Annotated in this window: 21 protein-coding genes; 6 read left to right on the top strand and 15 right to left on the bottom strand. The window is 67.7% G+C overall.

All coding sequences use genetic code 11. The features are described 5' to 3' along the window. Positions 1–2: 2 nt before the first annotated feature. Positions 3–1838, bottom strand: coding sequence for an acyl-CoA dehydrogenase (locus G6N18_RS14925; RefSeq protein ID WP_067224469.1), 1836 nt, complete (start codon positions 1836–1838; stop codon positions 3–5). 468 nt (positions 1839–2306) lie between these two features. On the opposite strand from G6N18_RS14925, the gene G6N18_RS14930 reads away from it, so the two are divergent. Then, positions 2307–2879 carry a TetR/AcrR family transcriptional regulator gene (locus G6N18_RS14930; protein WP_083003850.1) on the top strand — a complete coding sequence of 191 codons (573 nt, stop codon included), beginning with the start codon at positions 2307–2309 and terminating at the stop codon, positions 2877–2879. Here the strand turns inward: G6N18_RS14930 and G6N18_RS14935 are convergent. The 6 genes from G6N18_RS14935 to G6N18_RS14960 form a co-directional block, all read right to left on the bottom strand. Beyond that, positions 2876–3397, bottom strand: coding sequence for a dihydrofolate reductase family protein (locus G6N18_RS14935; protein WP_083003759.1), 522 nt, complete (start codon positions 3395–3397; stop codon positions 2876–2878). The genes G6N18_RS14930 and G6N18_RS14935 overlap by 4 nt on opposite strands. A gap of 82 nt (positions 3398–3479) precedes the next feature. Then, the gene (locus G6N18_RS14940; RefSeq protein ID WP_083003755.1) at positions 3480–4334 is read right to left on the bottom strand and encodes an arylamine N-acetyltransferase family protein; all 855 of its coding nucleotides are present in this window, start codon (positions 4332–4334) and stop codon (positions 3480–3482) included. A 60-nt stretch (positions 4335–4394) separates the two neighbouring features. Then, positions 4395–4724 (bottom strand): DUF8129 domain-containing protein, encoded by a 330-nt coding sequence (locus G6N18_RS14945; RefSeq protein WP_067224476.1) that lies wholly within the window; start codon positions 4722–4724, stop codon positions 4395–4397. 11 nt (positions 4725–4735) lie between these two features. Continuing rightward, the gene (locus tag G6N18_RS14950) at positions 4736–4942 is read right to left on the bottom strand and encodes a hypothetical protein (protein ID WP_083003752.1); all 207 of its coding nucleotides are present in this window, start codon (positions 4940–4942) and stop codon (positions 4736–4738) included. Between the two features lie 39 nt (positions 4943–4981). Continuing rightward, positions 4982–5764: a crotonase/enoyl-CoA hydratase family protein gene (locus G6N18_RS14955; protein ID WP_083003748.1), complete on the bottom strand. Its 783-nt coding sequence runs from the start codon at positions 5762–5764 to the stop codon at positions 4982–4984. Positions 5765–5879: 115 nt separating this feature from the next. Beyond that, complete coding sequence (locus G6N18_RS14960; RefSeq protein ID WP_083003745.1) at positions 5880–7097, bottom strand: serine/threonine-protein kinase; 1218 nt, start codon at positions 7095–7097, stop codon at positions 5880–5882. Between the two features lie 111 nt (positions 7098–7208). Here G6N18_RS14960 and G6N18_RS14965 point away from each other — a divergent pair, with 111 nt between their 5' ends. Both G6N18_RS14965 and G6N18_RS14970 read left to right on the top strand, forming a co-directional pair. After that, a complete protein-coding gene (locus G6N18_RS14965; protein WP_083003742.1) occupies positions 7209–8018 on the top strand; it encodes a lysophospholipid acyltransferase family protein in 810 nt (269 codons plus the stop codon). A gap of 55 nt (positions 8019–8073) precedes the next feature. Beyond that, a complete protein-coding gene (locus G6N18_RS14970) occupies positions 8074–9336 on the top strand; it encodes an alpha/beta hydrolase (RefSeq protein WP_083003738.1) in 1263 nt (420 codons plus the stop codon). Here the strand turns inward: G6N18_RS14970 and G6N18_RS14975 are convergent. Beyond that, entirely contained in the window at positions 9323–10741 is a 1419-nt protein-coding gene (locus G6N18_RS14975) for a WS/DGAT/MGAT family O-acyltransferase (protein ID WP_083003735.1), read from the bottom strand. The two genes, G6N18_RS14970 and G6N18_RS14975, sit on opposite strands and share 14 nt — an antisense overlap. Before the next feature lie 25 nt (positions 10742–10766). Further along, entirely contained in the window at positions 10767–11990 is a 1224-nt protein-coding gene (locus tag G6N18_RS14980; protein WP_083003731.1) for an alpha/beta hydrolase, read from the bottom strand. Between the two features lie 162 nt (positions 11991–12152). On the opposite strand from G6N18_RS14980, the gene G6N18_RS14985 reads away from it, so the two are divergent. After that, positions 12153–14333: an acyl-CoA dehydrogenase family protein gene (locus tag G6N18_RS14985; RefSeq protein WP_083003728.1), complete on the top strand. Its 2181-nt coding sequence runs from the start codon at positions 12153–12155 to the stop codon at positions 14331–14333. Here the strand turns inward: G6N18_RS14985 and G6N18_RS14990 are convergent, their stop codons facing one another. The 3 genes from G6N18_RS14990 to G6N18_RS15000 form a co-directional block, all read right to left on the bottom strand. Next, on the bottom strand, positions 14334–14774 hold the full coding sequence (locus tag G6N18_RS14990) for a hypothetical protein (RefSeq protein WP_067217506.1): 441 nt from the start codon (positions 14772–14774) through the stop codon (positions 14334–14336). Then, the gene (locus G6N18_RS14995) at positions 14771–15418 is read right to left on the bottom strand and encodes a helix-turn-helix transcriptional regulator (protein WP_083003847.1); all 648 of its coding nucleotides are present in this window, start codon (positions 15416–15418) and stop codon (positions 14771–14773) included. The genes G6N18_RS14990 and G6N18_RS14995 overlap by 4 nt, the downstream gene beginning before the upstream one ends. Before the next feature lie 94 nt (positions 15419–15512). Next, entirely contained in the window at positions 15513–15704 is a 192-nt protein-coding gene (locus G6N18_RS15000) for a ferredoxin (RefSeq protein WP_067217503.1), read from the bottom strand. 148 nt (positions 15705–15852) lie between these two features. Here G6N18_RS15000 and G6N18_RS15005 point away from each other — a divergent pair, with 148 nt between their 5' ends. Then, positions 15853–16755, top strand: coding sequence for an alpha/beta hydrolase (locus G6N18_RS15005; RefSeq protein WP_083003725.1), 903 nt, complete (start codon positions 15853–15855; stop codon positions 16753–16755). Between the two features lies 1 nt (position 16756). On the opposite strand, the gene G6N18_RS15010 is transcribed toward G6N18_RS15005, so the two are convergent. From G6N18_RS15010 to G6N18_RS15020, 3 genes are read right to left on the bottom strand one after another with little or no spacing between them, the layout of a single operon-like run. After that, a complete protein-coding gene (locus tag G6N18_RS15010) occupies positions 16757–18061 on the bottom strand; it encodes an amidohydrolase family protein (RefSeq protein ID WP_083003723.1) in 1305 nt (434 codons plus the stop codon). Beyond that, positions 18055–19173, bottom strand: coding sequence for a CoA transferase (locus G6N18_RS15015; RefSeq protein WP_234806197.1), 1119 nt, complete (start codon positions 19171–19173; stop codon positions 18055–18057). The genes G6N18_RS15010 and G6N18_RS15015 overlap by 7 nt, the downstream gene beginning before the upstream one ends. Before the next feature lie 54 nt (positions 19174–19227). Continuing rightward, positions 19228–20220 carry a MaoC family dehydratase gene (locus G6N18_RS15020; protein WP_179962310.1) on the bottom strand — a complete coding sequence of 331 codons (993 nt, stop codon included), beginning with the start codon at positions 20218–20220 and terminating at the stop codon, positions 19228–19230. A gap of 31 nt (positions 20221–20251) precedes the next feature. On the opposite strand from G6N18_RS15020, the gene G6N18_RS15025 reads away from it, so the two are divergent. Then, the gene (locus G6N18_RS15025; protein ID WP_083003717.1) at positions 20252–21400 is read left to right on the top strand and encodes an acyl-CoA dehydrogenase family protein; all 1149 of its coding nucleotides are present in this window, start codon (positions 20252–20254) and stop codon (positions 21398–21400) included.

Consider the following 21400-nt stretch of genomic DNA (forward strand, 5'->3'; position numbering starts at 1 on the left):
CTTCAGAACGCGGCTTCGGGTAGATCCATCACCTCGAGGCCGACCTTCTCGACGATGCGACGCCGGGCGCTCAACGGCGGCAACATGTTCTTGGCGAAGAAGTTTGCGGCGGCGACCTTGCCGGTGTAGTACGCGCGGTCGCTGTCGGATACGTCGCCGTCCATGGCCGCCAGCGCGATCTCGGCCTGGCGCAACAGCAACCAGCCGATGAACAGGTCGCCGACCGCGAGCAGGAACGGCACCGACTCCAGACCGACGCGGTACAACTCGCGCGGGTTCTCCTGCGCGGAGATCAGGTACCCGGTCAGCGTGGCCGTCATGGCCTGCACGTCCTGCAGCGCAGCGGCCAGCAGGGCGCGGCCCTCGGCGAGCTCGGCACGCGCGGTGTCGCTGGCGATGAACCGCTGGATCTGGTCGGACACGTGCGTCAATGCCGTGCCTTGGTCACGGGCGATCTTGCGAAAGAAGAAGTCCTGCGCCTGGATCGCGGTGGTGCCCTCGTAGAGCGAGTCGATCTTGGCATCGCGGATGTACTGCTCGATCGGATAGTCCTGAAGGAAGCCCGAACCGCCCAGCGTCTGCAGCGATTCGGTCAGACACTGGTATGCGCGCTCGGATCCCACGCCTTTGACGATCGGCAGCAGCAGATCGTTGACGCGGTCGGCCATCTCGGCGTCGGCACCGGAGACGATCTGCGCGACGACGCTGTCCTGGTGGGCTGCCGTGTAGAGGTAGAGCGCCCGCAGCCCTTCGGCATAGGACTTCTGCGTCAGCAGCGCCCGTCGCACATCGGGGTGGTGCACGATCGTCACCCGCGGGGCGTTCTTGTCGGTCATCTGGGTCATGTCGGCGCCCTGCACCCGGGTCTTCGCGTAGTCCAGCGCGTTGAGGTAGCCGGTCGAGAGGGTGGCAATCGCCTTGGTGCCCACCATCATTCGGGCGTATTCGATGACTTTGAACATCTGGGCGATGCCGTTGTGGGTGTCGTTGACCAGCCAGCCCACCGCCGGCACGCCGTGTTGGCCGAACGTCAGCTCGCACGTTGCCGACACCTTCAGCCCCATCTTGTGTTCGAGGCCGGTGACGAAGACTCCGTTGCGTTCGCCGATTTCACCGCTGTCGGGGTCGAAGTGGTACTTCGGCACGACGAACAGGCTCAGCCCCTTGGTGCCCGGCCCGGCGCCCTCAGGCCGGGCCAGCACCAGATGCATGATGTTCTCGAACAGGTCGTCGGTGTCGCCGTTGGTGATGAACCGCTTCACCCCGTCGAGATGCCAGGTCCCGTCGGGCTGCTGGACGGCCTTGGTGCGGCCGGCGCCGACGTCCGATCCCGCATCGGGTTCGGTGAGCACCATCGTCGCGGCCCAGTTGCGATCCACCATCAACTCCGCCCAGTGGCGCTGTTGCTCGTTGCCGATGCCGTTGAGGATGTGGGCCATCGTCGATCCGGCGTGGTAGATGAACACCGCCGGTTGGGCGCCCAGCGGCAACTCGTTGATCGCCCACTCCACGACTGCCGGGGCGGGCACTCCGCCGATCTCCTCGGCCATTCCGACGCGGAACCACTCGCCCTGATGCCAAGCCCGGAACGACTTCTTGAACACTTCGGGCAGGGTCACCTCGTGGGTGGCCGGGTCGAAAGTCGGCGGATGCCGATCGGACTCGGCGAAGGACTCGGCGACCGGACCCTCGGCCAGGCGGGCGGCCTCGTCGAGCATCTGCCGCACCGACTCGCCGTCGAGGTCACCGAACTCGCCGGTCGCCAGCGCCTTGTCGAGGTCGAGTACCTCGAAGAGGTTGAACTCGAGATCGCGCACGTTGCTTCGATAGTGGCTCATGACGAGCGCCTTTCACTCTCGGCGTCGAGGCCGAGCGTAGCCGTCCGGTCAGGCGCTGACCTGCACTTCGCGTGGAGAGCGAGAGGCGGGCGAAATTATGCCGTAGGCCATAATCAACGGTCTTGACTTTGCGCACGGGCACCCAGCGCCCGTCCGCTACCTGCGCACGCTCCTGTCGATTGTGATGTGGAATACAACCATTGCCTCGTTGTGTTGCTGGTTTTATGCTGTTTGTCATAAACAGGGAGGCGCCCGATGTGGGTCATTGAGGTCAACTTCGCCGGCCCACCGCTTCACGCATCACGTGCATGACCGCCGTCGGCCGGTCTTCCGGTTCAGCCCACGTGCCCACGGTTGGCGTCCGGCGCTGATGCGTCGCACACGCGCAGCCTGACCACTCCCCTGGAGGTAGTCCTGTCAGCCGCTCCGACCAAGACCACCAGCAAGCGGGTTTCGACCCGCACCAAGATGTTGATCAGCGCGGCCGAGGTGCTGCGGGAACGCGGTGCTGCCGGCCTCACCATCGACGAGGTGCTGGCCCGCAGCGGCGCACCGCGCGGCTCGGTCTACTACCACTTTCCGGCGGGCCGTAACCAGATACTGACCGAGGCCCTTCAATACGCCGGTGAGGCGATCACCGAGGTCATCGACGAGGCCGCGACCAAGGGCGGCATGTATCTGGTGCGCAAGTTCGTGGCGTTCTGGAACGAGCTGCTCGTGGAAAGCGATTTCGTCGCGGGCTGTCCGGTGGTGGCGGCGGCGATCGGGTCGGCCGACGACGAGCCCCGGTTGACGACCGTCGCCGGCAGCATCTTCGGCCACTGGCGCGATGCGCTGACGCGCGCGTTCGTCTCCGACGGTTTCGACCAGACCGACGCGGCCTCACTCGCGATCACGTGCATCGCCGCGCTGGAGGGGGCGGTGGTGCTGTGCCGATCCACCCGCACGGTGGACCCGCTGCGCGACGTCGCAGAGCAGCTCGAATTCCTCATCAGATCAAGGGAATTCATTCGTCGCTATGGTGTTCCGGACCGGCGCTAGGCCGTTCGCCACCGGGCGCAGACGAACTCCCTGTTGACCGCCGCCTCGACCAGAGTCCATTCCGAACGCACCGGCAACACCGGTGAGCCCGCGCCGAGCGAACACGGCGCGTAGCTCACGACCATCTCGTCGATCAGGCCCGCCGACACGAACTGCCCGGCGATGTCACCTCCGCCGACGACCCAGACATCCTTTCCGGCTGCGGCCGCGACCAATTCGGGGTGTAGGTCGGCGACGTCGCCGGCAAAGGTCCGCACCGGGTGCCCGCGCTCGACGATGTGCTGTCGTCGCGTCATCACCCAGGACGGTTGCTCGTACATCCAGTCGCCCGGATGGTTACGCACGATCCATTCGTAGGTTGTCGAGCCCATCACCACAGCGCCGATCGTGGCGATGAACTCCTCGTAGTTGAAGGGTCCGCTCGGATCGATGTCGCGGCTGGTCAGCCAGTCCAGGCTGCCGTGGTCGTCGACGATGTAGCCGTCCATGCTGGACGCGGTGTAGTAGACGGTCGCCAAATCAGTTGCCCCTCATCCATTCCAGTGGTTCGCCGAATATGGTCGCACCGCGCGCGGAATGACATGACAATTTCTGTTGCGTTCAGCGGTCGAGGACTTCGTGGATGCGGGCCTCGATGTCGCGGTGCTCGCCGAGGTCGTGCAGATCTATCCCGAAGCGGTCGGTCAGCGTGGTGAGGACGTCGGCGGCGGTGTCGAACCGAACTCGTTCTGTGCTTCCGCCGCTGTGGATTGCCAGGTTGCGTCCCCGCAGGTTCCACCGGGCGTCGTCGGTGATCAGTGCCGCCGACAGGCCGGTGACGAAGCCGGACTCGGGATGGGTTGACACATACCAGCTTCCGACTTCGAGATCGATCTGCGGCTGCGGCCGGGTGTCGAAGGTGTACAGCGGCTGCCACTCGCCGCGGATCTCGGCTTCCAGCAGGTAACCGTCGACATGGTGACGCAGCCGGTAGGGCTCATGACGGGTGCTCTGCACGGGTCCGACCTCCAGCCGGATCGGCGATGAGAGAGTCTGCCCGCCGAACCCGACGTCCACCAACCACGGTTCGTCGTCTCCGGGAACGCGGACGGAGAGGGCCTCGTGGGTCTGCGCCGGCAGTGCGCCGGAGGGGTTCATCCACACCACCCGGCCAGCAAGCCGTTGCACGCCGTAGCCCAACTCGGCCAGCGCGTACCCCATCAGGCCGTTCTGCTCATAGCAGTACCCGCCGCGCCGGCGGTTCACGAGCTTGTCGGCGAGCGGGCCCACGCTGAGGTCGGCGACCGGGATGCCGAGTAGGGGATCGAGGTTCTCGAAGGGAATCGACCGGTTGTGCGCGGCGATCAGCCCGCGCAGGGTATCGAGCGTCGGTTGCGTCGATCCGGTCAATCCGATGCGGCCGAGGTAGGCCGCGATGTCGAGGCTTACGTCCAGGTCCGTCGGCGAAGATGTCATGCGAACAATCCTGCGACCTCAACGGCCGTTCAGGTCAACACCGGGCCGACGGCGCCACCCTCAGGGCTTGCCGCGCGCCGGAGTCTGATTCGCGACGCCGTGCCGCAGTGGGGTGTTGGCCTCCGCCGCCGTCGATTCCTGCACGGACGAACCGCCCGGCGTTGCACTGACCCCGGGGGCGTTGGCCGGGTCGCCCGGCGACGGCTCCGCGCCGTGGGTCAGCTCATTGAGCCGCGCATGCAGCACCTCGAGCACCGGGATCCGGTTGCCGTGCTCGGTCTCGTGCTCGAACACCGCGCGTAGCGCCGGCTCGTCGAGCGCCCGGATGCGGTGCCGCAACTCGGTAATGGGCAGCTGGTCGTAGTCGGCAATCGGCAGGTCTTGCGCCATGCGCTGTCTCCTTAGAGGTGAGGGAGGCCGTCGGTTGGCGAGGGCACCGCTGCCGCGGGTCCGTCGGCGCGTCCGCGGTACCGAACGACCAGCGCGGCAACCGCGCCGATACCGGCGAGCGCCAATGTCGGCCACAGCGCGGCCTGCACCAACCACAGTCGCCGCTGTGCTCTGAAGATGCGCTTCCGCGCGTGCCGCGCCCGGGTCAACGTTTCCACGCCTAACGGTTGCCCCGGGCGACGGCTGCAGAAACCCCGCTACGTTCCCGTCCACTTCGGCGCTCGCTTCTCGGCGAACGCGATCGCGCCTTCCTTGGCGTCGTTCGACATGAAGACGGGCCCGAAGATCTCGACCTGCTTCTTCCACATCTCCTGGGAGTTCCAGTCGCGGGATTCAACGATGATCCGCTTGGTCGCCGCCACCGCCAGCGGCCCGTTCGCGGTGATCTTCTCCGCGAAGGCGATCGCCGCCTCGAGCGCCTGGCCCGGCTCGGCGAGCACGTTGACCAGGCCGAGCTCATGTGCGCGTTCGGCGGACAGGCTCTCACCCGTCAGGGCGAGCTCCATCGCCACCGCGTACGGAATCCGCTGCGGCAGCCGCAGCAGGCCGCCGCCGCCGGCCACCAGGCCACGCTTGACCTCGGGAATGCCGAACGCCGACTCCTTCGACGCCACGATCAGGTCGGTGGCCAGCGCCAACTCGCAGCCACCGGCCAGGCAGTAGCCCTCGACGGCGGCGATCAGGGGCTTGGCGGGCGGCCGCTCGGTGAAGCCCATGCCGCGACCCTCGATCGCGACGTTCTCGCCGCGCGCGAACGCCTTGAGGTCCATGCCCGCGCTGAACGAGCCGCCGGCTCCGGTGAGGATGCCCACAGACAGGCCGGCCTCGGCGTCGAGTCGGTCCATGGCGTCGGCCAGGCCGCGGCTGACGTCGGCGTTCACCGCGTTCCTGGCCTGCGGCCGGTTGATGGTGATGATCAGGATGCGGTCGCGCTGTTCGACCAGGACGACTGGTTCAGTGTTGTCACTCACGCGGCTGATCGTAACGGCCTAGGCAGGCAGTCGGTTGCGCGCTCCAGTGTGAATCTGACGACGCTTTTCAGCAGTTTCCGTCGCCAGGTTCACAAACGGGCCGGTAGCGGGGTGCGTGACCCCGTCAGTCGTCCTTCTTGCCATTGCCGTTGCCGTTGCCGCGACCGTTGCCGCGGCCCTGCTCGCCTTTCTTCTCGTCCTTCTTCTTCGGCTCCTCGAAGACCGGTGACGCGGCCGTCGGCGGCGGAGGCGGTGTCGCGGTCGGAGGCGGCGGTGGTTGCACGGGCGTGCTGGTGTTGATCGGTTGTGGCGACTGTGTGCTCGATGACGGGTCCAGCGCCAGCGCGAGGCCGGAGACGACGAACGCGACGAACCCGGCGGCCGCCAGCAGAAGCTTGCGTTCCCGGCTCATCGGCCGCCGCCGTGGCGCCGGAGCGACGTAATAGTTGGCGGACGGCGCGAGTGGTTGAGCCATGACCTTCGTCGCCGGTCGCGGCGCGGACGCCGGCGCGGGTCCCAGCAACAGCGCGGAGGGAGCGCCCGTCAGCGCGGCGCGCATGTGCTCCGCGCTGCCGAACCGCTGGCTCACGTCGCGGCCCATGGCCCGGTCGATCGTCGCGGCCAGTACCGGATCGATATCCGGGCGTATCGCGCTGATCGGCGGAGGCGGCGTGTCGAGGATGGCATGCAGCAGCGCGGCCGGATTCTCCTGAGGGAACGGCCGCTGCCCCGTCAGCGCCTCGTAGCCCATCACGCCAACCGCGTACAGGTCGTCGGCCGCCGACGCCGGCGCTCCTGCGACCCGCTCCGGGCTCATGTAGGCCATCGTCCCGACCAGCTGGCCGGTCGCCGTGAGCGCGGCGCCCGCCGTCTTGGCGATCCCGAAGTCGGCCACCTTCATCGCGCCGCTGTTCGGGGCGATCAGCACGTTGCCGGGCTTGATGTCGCGATGCACTATGCCCGCCGCGTGCGCGCAGCCGAGCGCGCCGAGCACGTCGTGCAGCATCGCGCGGACCCGCTCCGGCGGCATCGGCCCCATCGCGATGTCGTCGTGCAGCGTCCGCCCGGGCAGGCGCTCCATCACGATGAACGGGGTGCCGTCGTGCTCGCCACAGTCGTGCACCGCGACGATGTTGGGATGGTTCAGTCCCGCGGCGGCACGAGCCTCGTCCTCGAACCGGCGCCGCATGTTGGCGTCGGCGTTGAACGCCTGGTACAGCAGCTTGATCGCCACCGGCCGCTGCAACCGGGTGTCCCACCCGTCGTGGACCTCAGCCATCCCGCCGCGACCGAGTACGCCTCGCAGCTCGTAGCGGTCCGCAAGGAGGTCGCGGCCGTCCATGACGAATAAGGTAGCCGTAGCCGCAAGGAGGCAAACAAGCGCCGTTTGGCCTGGACAGCGCCGGTCGGCTAAACTAGAACACGTTTCAGTTTTCGATCCGGAGGAGATCCGATGGCCACCCCCGACACAGAGCCGTCGCAGCTCACCAAATGGGATCCGAAGCTGACCGAACGCTTCATGTCCGTCACCCGGCCTTTCCTCAAGCGCTACTTCCGATCTGAGGTGCGCGGCCTGGAGAACCTGCCGGCAGGCGGGGCGCTTGTGGTGTCCAACCACTCCGGCGGCATGATGCCGATGGACGTACCGATCCTGGCCGCGGACTTCTACGCGCACCACGGCTACGACCGCCCGCTCTACACCCTCAGCCACGACATGCTGATGGCCGGCCCGACGGGCGAGTTCTTCCGCAAGATCGGCTACATCAGCGCCAACCACCGCAACGCCGACGAGGCCCTACGCTCGGGCGGTCTGGTCGTGGTCTTCCCCGGCGGCGACTACGACGTGTACCGCCCGACGTTCTCGGAGAACGTGATCGACTTCGGCGGCCGCACCGGTTATGTGAAAGCCGCGCTGAACGCCGGTGTGCCGATCGTCCCGACCGTCGGCATCGGCGGCCAGGAGACCCAGATCTTCCTGTCGCGCGGGACCTGGTTGGCCAAGCGCCTCGGGCCGATCGCGCGCCTGGCCCGCGCGAAGATCGTGCCGATCTCCTTCGGCTTCCCGTTCGGGCTGTCGCTGGTCGTGCCGCCCAATATCCCGCTGCCGTCGAAAATCGTCATGCAGGTGCTTGAACCGATCGACATCGTGGCCGAGTTCGGCGAAGACCCCGACATCGACGAGGTCGATGCTCATGTGCGCCACGTGATGCAACGCGCGCTCGACGAACTGGCCACCGAGCGCCGCCTACCGGTGCTGGGCTAGCGCTGGGCTAGCGCCGATGTTTTGCCGGCCGTCGCCCGGGCTATGACGGGGTTTGATGACTAAACGCCGCTATCCGCTGCTTCGCGCAGTGGCCGAACTTGCCAACGCCGCCAACGGAGTTCAACCGCTCGGCCGCGAGGGCTACATCACCCTGCCGGTGTTCGCCTTCGGCTGGCCCACCACCGAGATGTCGCCGGTGTACATGGCGGTCTCGATGCTCGACGCGCTGCGCCGCGGCCTGCGCGGTGACTTCCGAGGCGCTCGGGGCCGAATCGCGTTGGTACTGACCGCAATCGCGTGGGCGCTGCTGGGGCTGATCCACTACCGCAACGTCAAGTCGCAGCCGTACTTTGAAGAGCCGCTGCGCGAGGCGCTTGGCGAGGACTACGAGCGCGTCGGGAACCGGTCGCAGCCGGCCCGGCGGCGGGCGCAGATCGGCTTCTGGCCCCACGACTTGATCAGGCGCCGGTACGTCGAGAAGGCCAACACCATCCAGTACGGGCCACACCGCCGCGTCAACCGCGCCGACATCTGGCGCAGCAACGACCTGCCCCGCGACGGCAAGGCCCCGGTGCTGCTTCAGGTGCCCGGCGGGGCGTGGGCCATCGGCATGCGGCGGCCTCAGGCCTATCCGCTGCTGGCCCACATGGCCGACCGCGGGTGGGTGTGCGTCTCGATCGACTACCGGGTCAGCCCGCGGCACACCTGGCCCGCGCACATCGTCGACGTGAAACGGGCGCTCGCGTGGATCAAGGAGAACATCGCCGACTACGGCGGTGACCCCGACTTCGTCGCGATCACCGGCGGCTCGGCGGGCGGTCACCTGTCCTCGCTCGCCGCGCTGACACACGATGATCCGCAGTGGCAACCCGGGTTCGAGGACGCCGACACCTCCGTCGTCGCCGCCGTGCCGATCTACGGCCGCTACGACTGGGTGTCGGCGAAGGGCTCCGGGCGCAAGGAGTTCATCGCGTTCCTGCAGAAGTTCGTGGTCAAGAAGCGCATCACCGAGCACAAGCAGGTTTTCGTCGACGCTTCGTCGATCATGCGGTTACGTCCCGATGCGCCACCGTTTTTCGTGCTGCATGGCCAGGACGACTCGATCATTCCCGTCCGGGAGGGCCGCGAGTTCGCCGAGGCGCTGCAGAAGGTGTCGACGTCGACGGTCGCCTACGCCGAGATTCCGCACGCCCAGCACGCGTTCGACTTCTACTACGGGTCACCGCGGGCGCACTACACCGCGCAGGCGGTCGAGAAGTTTCTGTCGTGGGTGCACGCGAAGAAGACCGAGCAGCCGGTCGCCGCTACTGCGCCATAGCGCTTTCGATCACCGTCAGCTCGTCGGAAAGCCCTGCAGCGCGGCGAATCTCGATGAACGCCTCGATCATCGCGTCGGTCAATTCGTGCGGGTCTTCCAGCGTGGCGCCGTCGGACAGCACGGAGATGTTGAGCTGGTCGACGTAGCTCCACACCGTGATGTTCAACCCACTGCCGGTGGTGAGCGGACCGACGGAGTAGATCTCGGTGACCAGCGCGCCGCCGACGCGACCGGGTTCACGCGGGCCGGGCACGTTGGAGATCGGCAGGTTCAATATCTTGTTCTGGCCGTCCTTTTCGGCCAGCCAGTGAAACAGCCGCTCGGCCGGAGCGGGCGGAAAATACGCCGACCACCGGCTCACCAGTTCCGGCCCCATCAGGTGGTGGGTGTCCTTGGCGTCGGTCGCGGCCTCGTGTACGGCGCGCACCCGCTCCAGCGGGTCGTCGAGCTGGATCGGCACCACCATCATGACGCCGGTGAAGTAGTTGCCCGAGATGCGATCCGGCGAGAAGTCGAAACTCACCGGCACTGAGGCCAACAGCGGGTGGTCGGCCTGGCCGTCGTACTTCAGTGACAGTCCGCGCAACGCGCCGGCGGAGATCGCGAGCACCATGTCGTTGATCGTGACGCCCAGGCGCTTCGCCGTCTCCTTGACGTCGGCGAGCGCCAGGGTGGCGGTGGCGAACTTGCGCTGCGCGTCGACCCGGTGGTTCATGAACGACGGCGGCGGCGTGAACGGCCTGGTGAGCTCGGCCGAGAACTTCTTCGAGCTCTTGCGTACCCGCTGGATGCCCTGCGCCGTGTAGCGCACGACCCCGGGCAACCGGCCGATCTGTCGCATGTGATCGGCGAACGCGGTCCGCACCAACTCCGCCCGGCCCGGTGGCGGGTCGGTGGCATAAGAATCGCGCTCGGCCTGCGGTCCGGTCTGCGGGTCCATCCCCCGGGCCAGCAGATTCGCCGACGCCACCCCGTCGGCCAGAGCGTGGTGGATCTTGCCCAACACCGCAATTCGGCCGTTGGCGAGGCCCTCGATGAAGTACATCTCCCACAGCGGCCTGCTGCGATCCAGCGGTGTGCTGGCGATCCGGCCGACCGCATCGTCGAGTTGCCGGCGGCCGCCGGGACTGTCCACGCGGTACGGACGCACGTGGTACTCGAGGTCGACCTCGCAGTTCTCCCGCCACATCGGGTGGTGGATCTTGAACGGGATGTCGACCAGTTCGTAGCGGAACGGGTCGAGCTTGTAGAGCCGTCCGTGGATGACGCGACGGAACTCCTCGATGCCGAATTGCCGGTCGCCCAGTTCGGACAGGTCGATGACCGCCAGCTTGAGCGTGTGCATGTGTACGGACGGCGTCTCGCTGTAAAGCAGCACGGCGTCCCAGCCGCTGAGCCTCTTCACCTCGTCACCCCCACTCCGGAGGTGCCTATATAACCTCTTTGGCGCCGATCAGCGACCGGTTTCGGTGTATCTGGTTGAGGAACAGGCCGATTGCCGTCGCCACCGAGCCGGTCCGGGCCCCGTCGGTCATGTCGAACGCATGACCCGCGCCCGGCAGCTCGATGTAGCTGACCACCGACCGGGATACCGCACGCATCCGCTCGACGAACGCGCGGGCCTGGGCGACCGGGATGACGCTGTCGCCGCTGCCGTGCACGACCAGGAACGGCGGGGCGTTCCGGTGGACACGGGCGATCGGCGACGCCTTGCGGAAGACGTCAGGGTGGTCGGCCAGTTTGCGCTTTACCACCACGCGCTCGAGGAAGTCGACGAACCGCACCCGCTCGACCGTGGAGCGATCCTCCCAGTCGTAGCGACCGTAGATGGGAATGACCGCGTCGACAGACGTGTCGGAGCCCTCCGGCAGTTCGGCCTGCAGTTCCGGATCATTGGGTGTGAGGCCGGCGAGCGCGGCCAGGTGTCCGCCCGCCGAAGTGCCCGCGACCGCCACGAAATGACGGTCGCCGCCGAACTTGTCTACGTTGGCCCGCGCCCACGCGATCGCGGTCTTGACGTCGGTGATGTGCGCCGGCCACGGGTGATGAGGGGCCACGCGGTAGTCGATGGACAGGCACACCCAGCCCTGCTGGGCGAGGTGGCTCATCAGGGCGTAGCCCTGCAGCAGTCTGCTGCCGTGGACCCAGGCGCCGCCGGGCACGAAGAGCAGCACGGGTGCGGGCTGGGACGGCAGTTCCTCGGGCCGCCACACGTCGAGCAATTGTGACGCCCGCGGACCGTACTGCACCGACGTGCGGTACACGCTGCGCCGATGTTCGCGGATGTTCCACAGCGGCGGCACCGATTGCGGTGCGGGCCAGTCGATTGCGAGGTCCTTGGCGTTGACGACGCCGCGCAGCGCGGCCTCGGTGATGGTGTTGGTGCTGTTGCGCTCAGACCGCTTGAGTTCTGCGTTGCCCGGACTCAACCAGGACTTCGCCGTCGCGTTCAGGAAGTCGGGCAGATGGCGGTAACCCCACACCCCCATCGCGGTCGCAGCGCCAAGTGGCTCAAGGTGTTTACCGATGACCGGCAACGACGCCGAAGCGACACTCATCGCCATCATGTAGTCCGACGGGCCGGCGTTGAGGAACCATCGCGCACGGGTCCAGAAGGTCGGTCCGGGGTACCGGGGCTCCGGTCGTTCGGGCATTGCGCGAGCGTACCCCCGCGCCCCGGGCGCAAACGACAACATTCGGGAAGTGTCTACGCATGACATTTCGCGCCCAGATTGTGACGGCCATCACCTATACCGTGACCTGCGTGTTCGGGCTAGCTTGAGGCGACGACCGTCAACCAGATGAGGACTTCAACCGTGAGCAAGTCAGCGCTAGCCATCACCGAAGAGCACATCGACCTGGCCGATTCCGTGTTTGGCCAGCTCAAGCGGGTCAAAAGCCGGGCGGCCGCCCGCGCCACCCTCGAGGACGGGTCCGCACATCCGGCGGAGATCTGGTCGGCGGCGGCTGATCTGGGATGGCCGGGACTGGCCATCGCCGAGGAGTACGGCGGGTCCGGAGTCGGGCTCGCGGAACTGGCGGTCGTGCTGGAGGCCCAGGGCCACGAACTCTGCCCCGGCCCGTTCCTGCCCAGCGTGGCCGCTGCCGTGGTGATCGACCGGTGTGCGCCGGATCCGGTTCGGGCGCAACATCTCCCGGGCCTCGCCGATGGCAGCGTCGTCGGGGCCCTCGCGCTGTCGGGCAGCGTGACCGTCGGATCGGATCTGACCCTCACCGGTGACTGCCCGGCGGTGTTGGGTGCGCCGGACTCGAACGTGCTGGTCGTGGTGGCCGGAGACGATGTCGTGGTGGTCGACGCCAGCCAAAAAGAATCAGCCGACGGTGTGACGGTGACCGCACTGGAGTCCATGGACACCTCGCGCAGCGTCGGAGCGGTGGCGTTGCGCGGAGTACCGGTCGCAGAGGACCACATCATGCGGGGCGCGGCGCGCAAGGCGCGCACGGTGTTTCGGATTCTGGCATCCGCCGAGGCCGTCGGGGTCAGCTGGGCGACCTTGGAGATGGCCGTCGAGTACGCCAAGGTGCGGGAGCAGTTCGGCCGCACGATCGGCACCTTCCAGGCGGTCAAGCACCACGCCGCCAACATGCTCGTCAATGCGGAGGAGACCGCCGCCGCCACGTGGGACGCCGCCCGCGCCGACGATCTCGACAGCGCATGGTTCGCCGCCGCGGTCGCCGCATCGCACGCGATCCGCACGCAGGTCTTCAACGCCCAGACCAACATTCAGCTACACGGCGGAATCGGCTTCACCTGGGAGCACGACGCCCACCTCTACCTGCGTCGCGCCCGCACCCTCGCCGCTTTGATGGCCGAGGCGGGCGACCCCCTCCTCGACATCGTGGAGGCCCAGCGCAGCGGTCAGGCGCACGGCGCCACGTTCACGTTGCCGCCCGAGGCGGAGCGGTTCCGCGAACAGGCGCGCGAGGCCGTCGCCAAGCTGCGCTCCCTGCCCGACGAGCAGCGGCGCGACTTCCTCGTCGACTCGGGTTATCTTGTGCCGCACTGGCCGAAGCCGTGGGGGCGGGCGGCAGACGTGCTCGAACAGCTGGTGATCGAGGAGGAGTTCGGCGGCGTCGAGCGCCCCGACATGGGGATCACCGGCTGGGTGACGCTGACCATCGCTCAGGCGGGCACCGACGATCAGCGGGAGCGGTGGGTCGAGCCGGTGCTGCGGGGGCAGGTGATGTGGTGTCAGCTGTTCTCCGAGCCCGGTGCCGGATCTGACGCCGCCGCCGTGCGGACGTCGGCGAAGAAGGTCGACGGTGGCTGGCGGGTGACCGGCCAGAAGGTGTGGACCAGCCTGGCGCACCTGTGTCAGTGGGGTCTTGCGACGGTCCGCACCGATCCCGACGCGCCCAAGCACGCGGGCGTGACGATGATGGCGATCGACATGAACGCCCCTGGTGTGACGGTGAACCCGCTTCGCGGACTGACGGGTCACGCGCACTTCAACGAGGTGTTCTTCGATGACGTGTTCGTCCCGGACGCCGATGTGGTCGGCGATGTGAACAAGGGTTGGCTGGTGGCCCGCGCGACGTTGGGCAACGAACGCATCTCGATCGGCGGCGGCTCGGGCGGAGCGACCGGCTTCACCGCAGAGGATCTGGTCAAGCTGCTCGACAACGCACCCGCCGAAACCGCGGCGTATTTCGTGCGGCGAACCGGTGAGGTCATCGCCGAGACGCACACGCTGCGGCTGCTGAACCTGCGCCGGGTGACGCGGGCCATCGCAGGGTCGGACCCGGGACCGGAGGGCAACGTCACCAAGCTGCTGGTGGCCGAGTCGGGTCAGCGGATGACGGAGCTGGCCATGGAATTGGCTGGTTCGGCGGCGGTCGTCGGGCAGACCCCGACATTGACGCAGTCCTATCTCGGCAACCGGGCGATGACCATCGCGGGCGGTACTTCGGAGATCACCCGCAACACCATCGCGGAGCGAATTCTTGGCCTGCCGCGTGACCCGCTGCTGAAATAGTCAGACCAGCAGGGCGACTCCGCCGACGATCAGCGCGATGACTTTCACCGTCTCCAGCCCGACATAGCCGTAGTGGGCGCGTGAGCGACCGTGGCCCGACGGGTTCTCGGCCGGCGGCGTCGACAGTACGGCGTCGGAACGCCGGTTCAGTGCCGGCCGAACCGCCACCAGTTGCACAGCCAGCACGACGACGGCGACGACGATCGCGACGACGGCGGTCGTCGAGAAACCGTCGAGCAGAATGGCGATCAGCAGGATGACGGCCAGCGCGACCTCGATTGTGTTGAGCGCGCGAAATACCAACCGGCCGATGCCCAGTCCGATTTGTATGGAAACCCCGGGCGCCCGGAACTTCAGCGGCGCTTCGATGAACGAGATCGCGACCACCATGCCCAACCAGACGAAAGTAGCCGCCGTTGCGATTGCATGTGCGACGGTCATGAAACTCTCCTCTTCGGTGCCAGATCAGCGACACACAGCCCGGGTTCTGCGAACGGAATCAGCGCGTCCACGGTGAGCGGCGCGTCCCAGGCCTCCAGCGCGCCTTGCATGAGACCGAGATGCACCGGACATATCACGTCTCGCCGGCTGTCCGCCAGCTCCAGGAATGGGCAGTTCCGCAACCCGATCTCGCCGAAATCGCCATCTCCGGAACGTCTTTCGGGCGCGAACCCCAGCTCGGCGAGCAGCCCGGTGAGCCGGTCCAGAGCCTGATCCGCCTTCGGGGCATCGTAGGCGTCGTGCGCGATGGCTTTCTCCTTCGCCCACGTGCGCCCGGCAGCGACCGCCCGGCCCTGCGGGTCCCGTTGGCGCGCGAACGCGTCGGCCAGAACGGTCGCCAGCATTCGGTAGTCGCGGGGGCCGTCGGGGTCCATACCCGTTGCAGCACGGAACATCCGAGGCGGGCGGCCCGGCTTGGTACGGCTGGGTTTGATCGTTTCGGCCCGTCCACGTTTGACCAGCGCTTCAAGATGAAATCGCGCGGTGTTGGGGTGGATCGACAATCGTTGCGCGACGTCGACGACACTCAGGGGCGTCCCTGCATCCCGCAGTGCTGCCAGCACGTCATCATGCCGTAACGCCATCATCGCTCCTGTCGCGACAGTTGCACTCCCTGGTATTTATACAACTCCATGTTGTAATAACAACGTAGTCCCCGGAGCGCTGGCCCGAAAGCCCCTAGTCCTCTCGCGACAGCGCCGCGCGCGGACACTCAGCGACGGCCTTCTCGGCCTGCGCCTCCAGTTCGACCGGCACCGGATCGACGATGGCCACTGCGTAGTCATCATCGTCGAGTTCGAACACCTCGGGCGCGTACTTCACGCACATCGCATTGCCCTCGCATCGATCGCGGTCCACCACGACGCGCATGACGCCTCCTTGACCTCGACGGATCTATCTTGCCGCAGCAGTGAGTTTATACAGCTATAACTGTGCAAACAATGGGAGCGCCACCCCAAGACGGCCCACCGGCCAATTCACCTGCCCAGCTCGGCGCGGCCCTGGTAATACTTGTCGAATGCCGTCCAGCCGCTTCCATCCCGATTTGCGCCGCGCCGCCCGGCTCGTCCCCAAGCAGGTGATCACGCCCGTGACGTTGCCGATCGTGCGGATGGTCACCCGGCGGATGTGGCGGCGGGTACCCCGCGACGTCGAGGCGCTGACCTTGCCGTCGGGTGTCGGCGTTCGGCTGTACCGGCCGACGGGCACCAGCGGGACGGTCCCCGCGCTGCTGTGGATCCACGGCGGAGGTTTCCTCATCGGACACCCGGGCCAGGACGACCAACTGTGCCGCCGATTCGCCCGCCGTCTCGGCGTCACCGTCGCGTCCGTCGACTACCGACTGGCGCCCGAGCATGCTTACCCGACGCCGCTGGAGGACTGCTATTCGGCGTTGACCTGGTTGGCGGCGCTGCCGTCGGTGGATCCCGGCCGCATCGCCATCGGCGGCGCCAGTGCGGGCGGCGGATTGGCCGCTTCGTTGGCGTTGCTCGCCCGCGATCGCGGCGAGGTGGCGCCGGCTGCCCAACTGCTGGTGTATCCGATGCTCGATGACCGCACCGTGGACCGACGCGGGCTGGACAATCCCGGCCATCGCCTGTGGAACCAGTCGAGCAACAAGTTCGGCTGGTCGGCCTATCTGGGCGACGCCGACCCCGCCGTCGCAGTGCCCGCGCGGCGGGAGGACCTGGCCGGCCTGCCGCCGGCGTGGATCGGGGTCGGAGACCTGGACCTCTTCCACGACGAGGACCTCGCCTACGCCGAACATCTGAAGGCCGCCGGGGTGCCCTGTGACGTCGAGGTCGTCGAGGGGGCCTTCCACGGGTTCGACGGCATTGTGCCGAAAGCCTCGGTGTCGCAGCAGTTTTTCGACAGCCAGTGCGCGATGCTGCGGCGGACGCTGGCTCCCGCGGCGGCCTGAGTCAGCCGCGCTCGAACACCACCTCACCCTCGACCACGGTCGCGGCGACCAGGTCCGCATCCAGTTCGCCGAGCACTTCGGCGGGTGGCGCGGCGAGCACGACCAGATCCCCCGGCTGACCCGCCGCGACGGCGCGGGGCTCGGTAGGCCGGTGGGCGTGACCGAGAAACATGTCCAATGCCGTTCGCGCCGCGATGCGTTCGCCGGCGTTCAGCACCGCACCGCCGGCGGTCACGCGTCGATCGGCGGCACGCATCGCTGCCCACGGGTCGTCGTCGCCGAACGGCATGTCCGTCGACAGCGCGACCGGGATCCCGGCGCGGAGCAATGAGTTGACCCGCCACAGCTCATGATGCTCGGCGGGGGGCACGTCTTCGAGATATTGGTCGCCACGTTCGGCGACGAAGTTCGGCTGCGTCACCACGGTCACCCCGCTTTCCGCGAGGGATGCGATGGTGGCGTCGGGAACCACGGCGGCGTGTTCGATGCGGTCGTTCAGATGCGCTCCGACTGCGTCCAGGGCGGCCAGCGTGAGGACCAGTTGCGCTGCTGTCACGCAGTGCACCGCGACGGGTGCGTCGTCGGCGCGCCGTTCGGTGATCCACCCGATCAGCTCGTCGAGGTCGAGATCGGTGTCGTGCAGGATCCGCTTGCCGGGGGCCAGACAATGGACGCGCTGGCGCAACTCACCGTGCCGATGCGCCTCCATGAGCTTCACGATGTCGGCGACGTCGAGGTCCGGCGTGGCGTCCGTGACACCGGTGACGCCGAAACGGCTGAGCCGCCTACTTACCTCGTCCAGCCCGCTTTCGTTGCGCTGCAACGTATCCGACCACGACCGGTCGGCGCTGCGCAGCCGCCCGTCGGGATGCTCGGCCATTCCGACGTGCGCCAACCCCATCGAGTTCAACGTCCACAGCACGCCGCTGCGGTGCTGTACCCGCACCGGCACCGGTGGGGACAGCTCGTCGAGCACGGCGCGGTCGAGCGGGCCGGCGACCGCCTCGTGGTAGCCGACCGCCCTGATCCAGCCGTCGGCGCCGATGGCCGCGGTGGCCAGCACACGGGCAAGGTCGGCGCGGTCGCGCACCTCGGCGGGACCGACCCGCACCGACATCAGCGCCGCGGCGGCGGACCGCAGATGCACGTGATGGTCGTGCAATCCCGGGATGACGGTTCGACGGTCGGCGTCGTAAATCTGCTCGCCGGGAAGTGGTCCCAGGGTCTGATCGACGGCTGCGATCTGTTCCTCGACTCGGATGTCGACGACGGTGCCGTCGAGCAGCGTTGCCCGCTGAATCAGCAAGGAGCGAACCGTCGCTGGGTGATCAGCTGTTCTACTTCGTCGTTGTCCGCGCCGAGCGGGGCCGCTGGTGTGGACGGTTGCGGCGTCTTCCCACAACGTGTTTGGTCCTCGAGCGGCAATTGTGCGTAGGTGGCGGCGACGGCGGCCATCGACATCTCGATCAACTCGCCGCCGCCGCTGCGCAACGACTGCACCACTGCCAAGGCCGCCTCCAGGCCGGTCAGCGGGTCGGCGATCGCGTCGCCGCAGAAGACCGGATCTTCGGTGCCTCCGCAGACCAGGCCGCCCGACACGGCGGCGTCGTCGCCGAATGCGACCCAGTTCGCGCGGTCGCCGTCGGCGCCGTGCCCGGTGACCCGAAGCCACACCCGGCCGTCGCGGGGCGGTACGTCGGTCGGCGCCAGGCCGCGGCGTGCCAATGCGGAGGGCCGTGACGACTCGATCACCACGTCGGCGGCGGCGAGCAGCGCCCGTAATCCGGCGGGCTCGTCGAAATCGACGACATACGAAAGCTTTCCGGCGTTCATCCAGTCGAAGAACGGTTGCGGTCCGCTGCGGGCGCCGTCGGGTCGTGCCGCACTCTCGACCTTGACCACCGTCGCGCCCGCAAGCGAAAGCAGCTGTGCGCACAGTGGACCCGCCCACATCGCGGACAGGTCCGCGACCAACAGGCCGGCCGGGCCACGCGTCGCGGTGGCCGCGCCGAACGGATACACCCGCGGCGACTCGGCGGGTGTCTCGGCCAGCGCGGCTACGGGCAGCCCGAGCAGCCGGGCACGCTCGGCCACGTCGGCGCAGTCGCGATCGGCGACCCAGCTCTGCACGGCCGGCCATGGGTCGTCCACCCCGTCGGCCCCCAGCAGCGCGGGCACGGCGTCGATGTCGTCGGGGCGGGACAGCGTGAGCGCACACCAGCCGTCGCGGCTCGACATGAGGCGCGTCGCGCCGCCCGCCGAGACCCGCCCGTTCGGTGTCAGACCCAGGAGCGCGGCGCGTCCACCGATCAACTCTGCTGCGTCGACCTTGATGCCGGTGAACGTCTCGTAGGCGTCGGCGACCTGCCGCGCCCGCTCGAGCACGGCGGTCGGGACAGTCAACGACGTCGACGTCACATCCCCATTGTCGGCTGACTTCGCAAGCGCTCACACCCGGGGGTGGGCTCGCGCTCAGAACTGCAGTGCGCTGAACCGCCAGTCGAGCACCTGGCGGTCCGGTTCGCCGACCTCATACACCAGAGATCGCAACGTCAGCACGCCTCCGCGGCCCTCCGGCAGCGGCGCCGCCCCCTCGACGTGCAGTTCGCTGTAGAGCGTGTCCCCTTCGTACACCGGCCCGGTGTGGTCACAGGACTGCCAGCCCAACACGGTCACGAGGTTGGGCAATAGTCGGGTGGCCTGGGCCAGCGCCAGCCCGATGGTGTGCCCTCCGTAGACCAGCCGCTGACCGTTGACCCGCCAATCGTGGTGTGTCGCTGCGATGTTGAGCGTCAGCCGGGCGAGTTCAGGCGCGCTGCTGACCACGTCGGCGGTGCTGTGCAGGGCGGTTCCCGTCAGGCCGGCGTCGAAGCCCGGACCCTGGACTTTGGCACGGTAGGCCTCGGCGTTCCAGTCCGACGTCGGGTCCGGCGTGGGTAGGCTCTCGGCGCCGATCGTCGACAAGTCGTCGGTGTGGCCGGTATCGGCGGCCCCGTCGCGCAGCGGCAGCATCGCGCAGCGGTGGAAGTCCAGCACCAGGCGACCGAGGTCGTCGACGGTGGTCATCCGCAACGCCGCCAACCCGGTCCGCGCACGCCCCGGTCGGACCGAATTCTGTTTCAACCCCACCACCTCGGTGCGCGTGAACAGGGTGTCGCCGATGACCGGGAAACGGTGAAACACCAACCCGCGGTAGAACAAGTTGGCCTTGACCCGTTGGGTGACCAGCGTGGTCTGGCCGATCGCCACATCGCACACCAGCGCCGGATGCGCCAGCGGACCGGTCGCTCCGGTCACGGCCATCGCCAGCTCACCATCCAGCGCCAGGCGCAGGCGATCCCCGACAATCGACTGGTGAACGGCCGCCGCGCCGGTCGTCAATGTCATTGAGGGTGCGGTGTCGAAGACCTGTCCGACCTGCAGGTCGTCAAAGTACGGACCGCTCACGGATGCCCACTCTGGCATTCGGCCGCACAAAGTGTCAATATGGCCGTACATGAACGACGAAGAGACCATGCTGGTCGCCACCGTGCGGGCATTCGTCGACCGCGAGGTCAAGCCCCGGGTGCGCGACGTCGAACACGCCAACGAATACCCCGAGGCGTGGATCGAGCAGATGAAGCAGATCGGAATCTACGGTCTGGCGATACCCGACGAATACGGCGGTTCGCCGGTGTCGATGCCGTGCTACGTCGAGGTGACCCAGGAGCTGTCGCGCGGCTGGATGAGCCTGGCGGGGGCGATGGGCGGGCACACCGTCGTCGCCAAACTGCTCACGCTCTTCGGCACCGAGGACCAGAAGCGGCATTACCTGCCGGCAATGGCCACCGGTGAAATGCGCGCCACGATGGCGCTGACCGAGCCCGGCGGCGGTTCGGACCTGCAGAACATGTCGACGACTGCGCTGCCGTCCGAGGGCGGCGGGCTGACGATCAACGGCTCGAAGACGTGGATTTCCAATGCCCGACGGTCGGGGCTGATCGCGCTGCTGTGCAAGACCGATCCGGCCGCCACCCCGCGGCACAAGGGCATTTCGGTGGTGCTCGTCGATCAGGGTATGACGGGACTGTCGGTGTCGCGTGACCTACCAAAGCTCGGGTACAAGGGCGTCGAGTCGTGCGAGTTGGTTTTCGAGGACTGCCGCGTGCCCGCCTCGGCGATCCTCGGCGGTGAACCGGGCAAGGGCTACGCGGAGATGATGAAAGGCCTTGAGACAGGCCGTATTCAGGTGGCTTCGCGGGCGCTCGGAGTGGCGACGGCTGCGCTGGAGGACGCACTGCGCTATGCCCAGGAGCGTGAGAGCTTCGGTCAGCCGATCTGGAAACACCAGTCGATCGGCAACTACCTGGCCGACATGGCAACGAAGTTGACCGCCGCGCGCCAACTGACGCGGTATGCCGCCGAACGTTACGACAGCGGGGAGCGCTGCGACATGGAGGCGGGCATGGCGAAGCTGTTCGCCTCCGAGGTCGCGATGGAGATCGCACTCGACGCGGTGCGCATCCACGGCGGCTACGGCTACTCGACGGAGTACGACGTCGAGCGCTACTTCCGCGATGCGCCACTGATGATCGTCGGCGAAGGCACCAACGAGATCCAACGCAACGTCATCGCCGCGCAGTTGGTGGCCAGGGGCGGAATCTAG

The sequence above is a fragment of the Mycolicibacterium celeriflavum genome (assembly GCF_010731795.1).
In the GTDB taxonomy this organism is placed as follows: Bacteria; Actinomycetota; Actinomycetes; order Mycobacteriales; family Mycobacteriaceae; genus Mycobacterium; species Mycobacterium celeriflavum.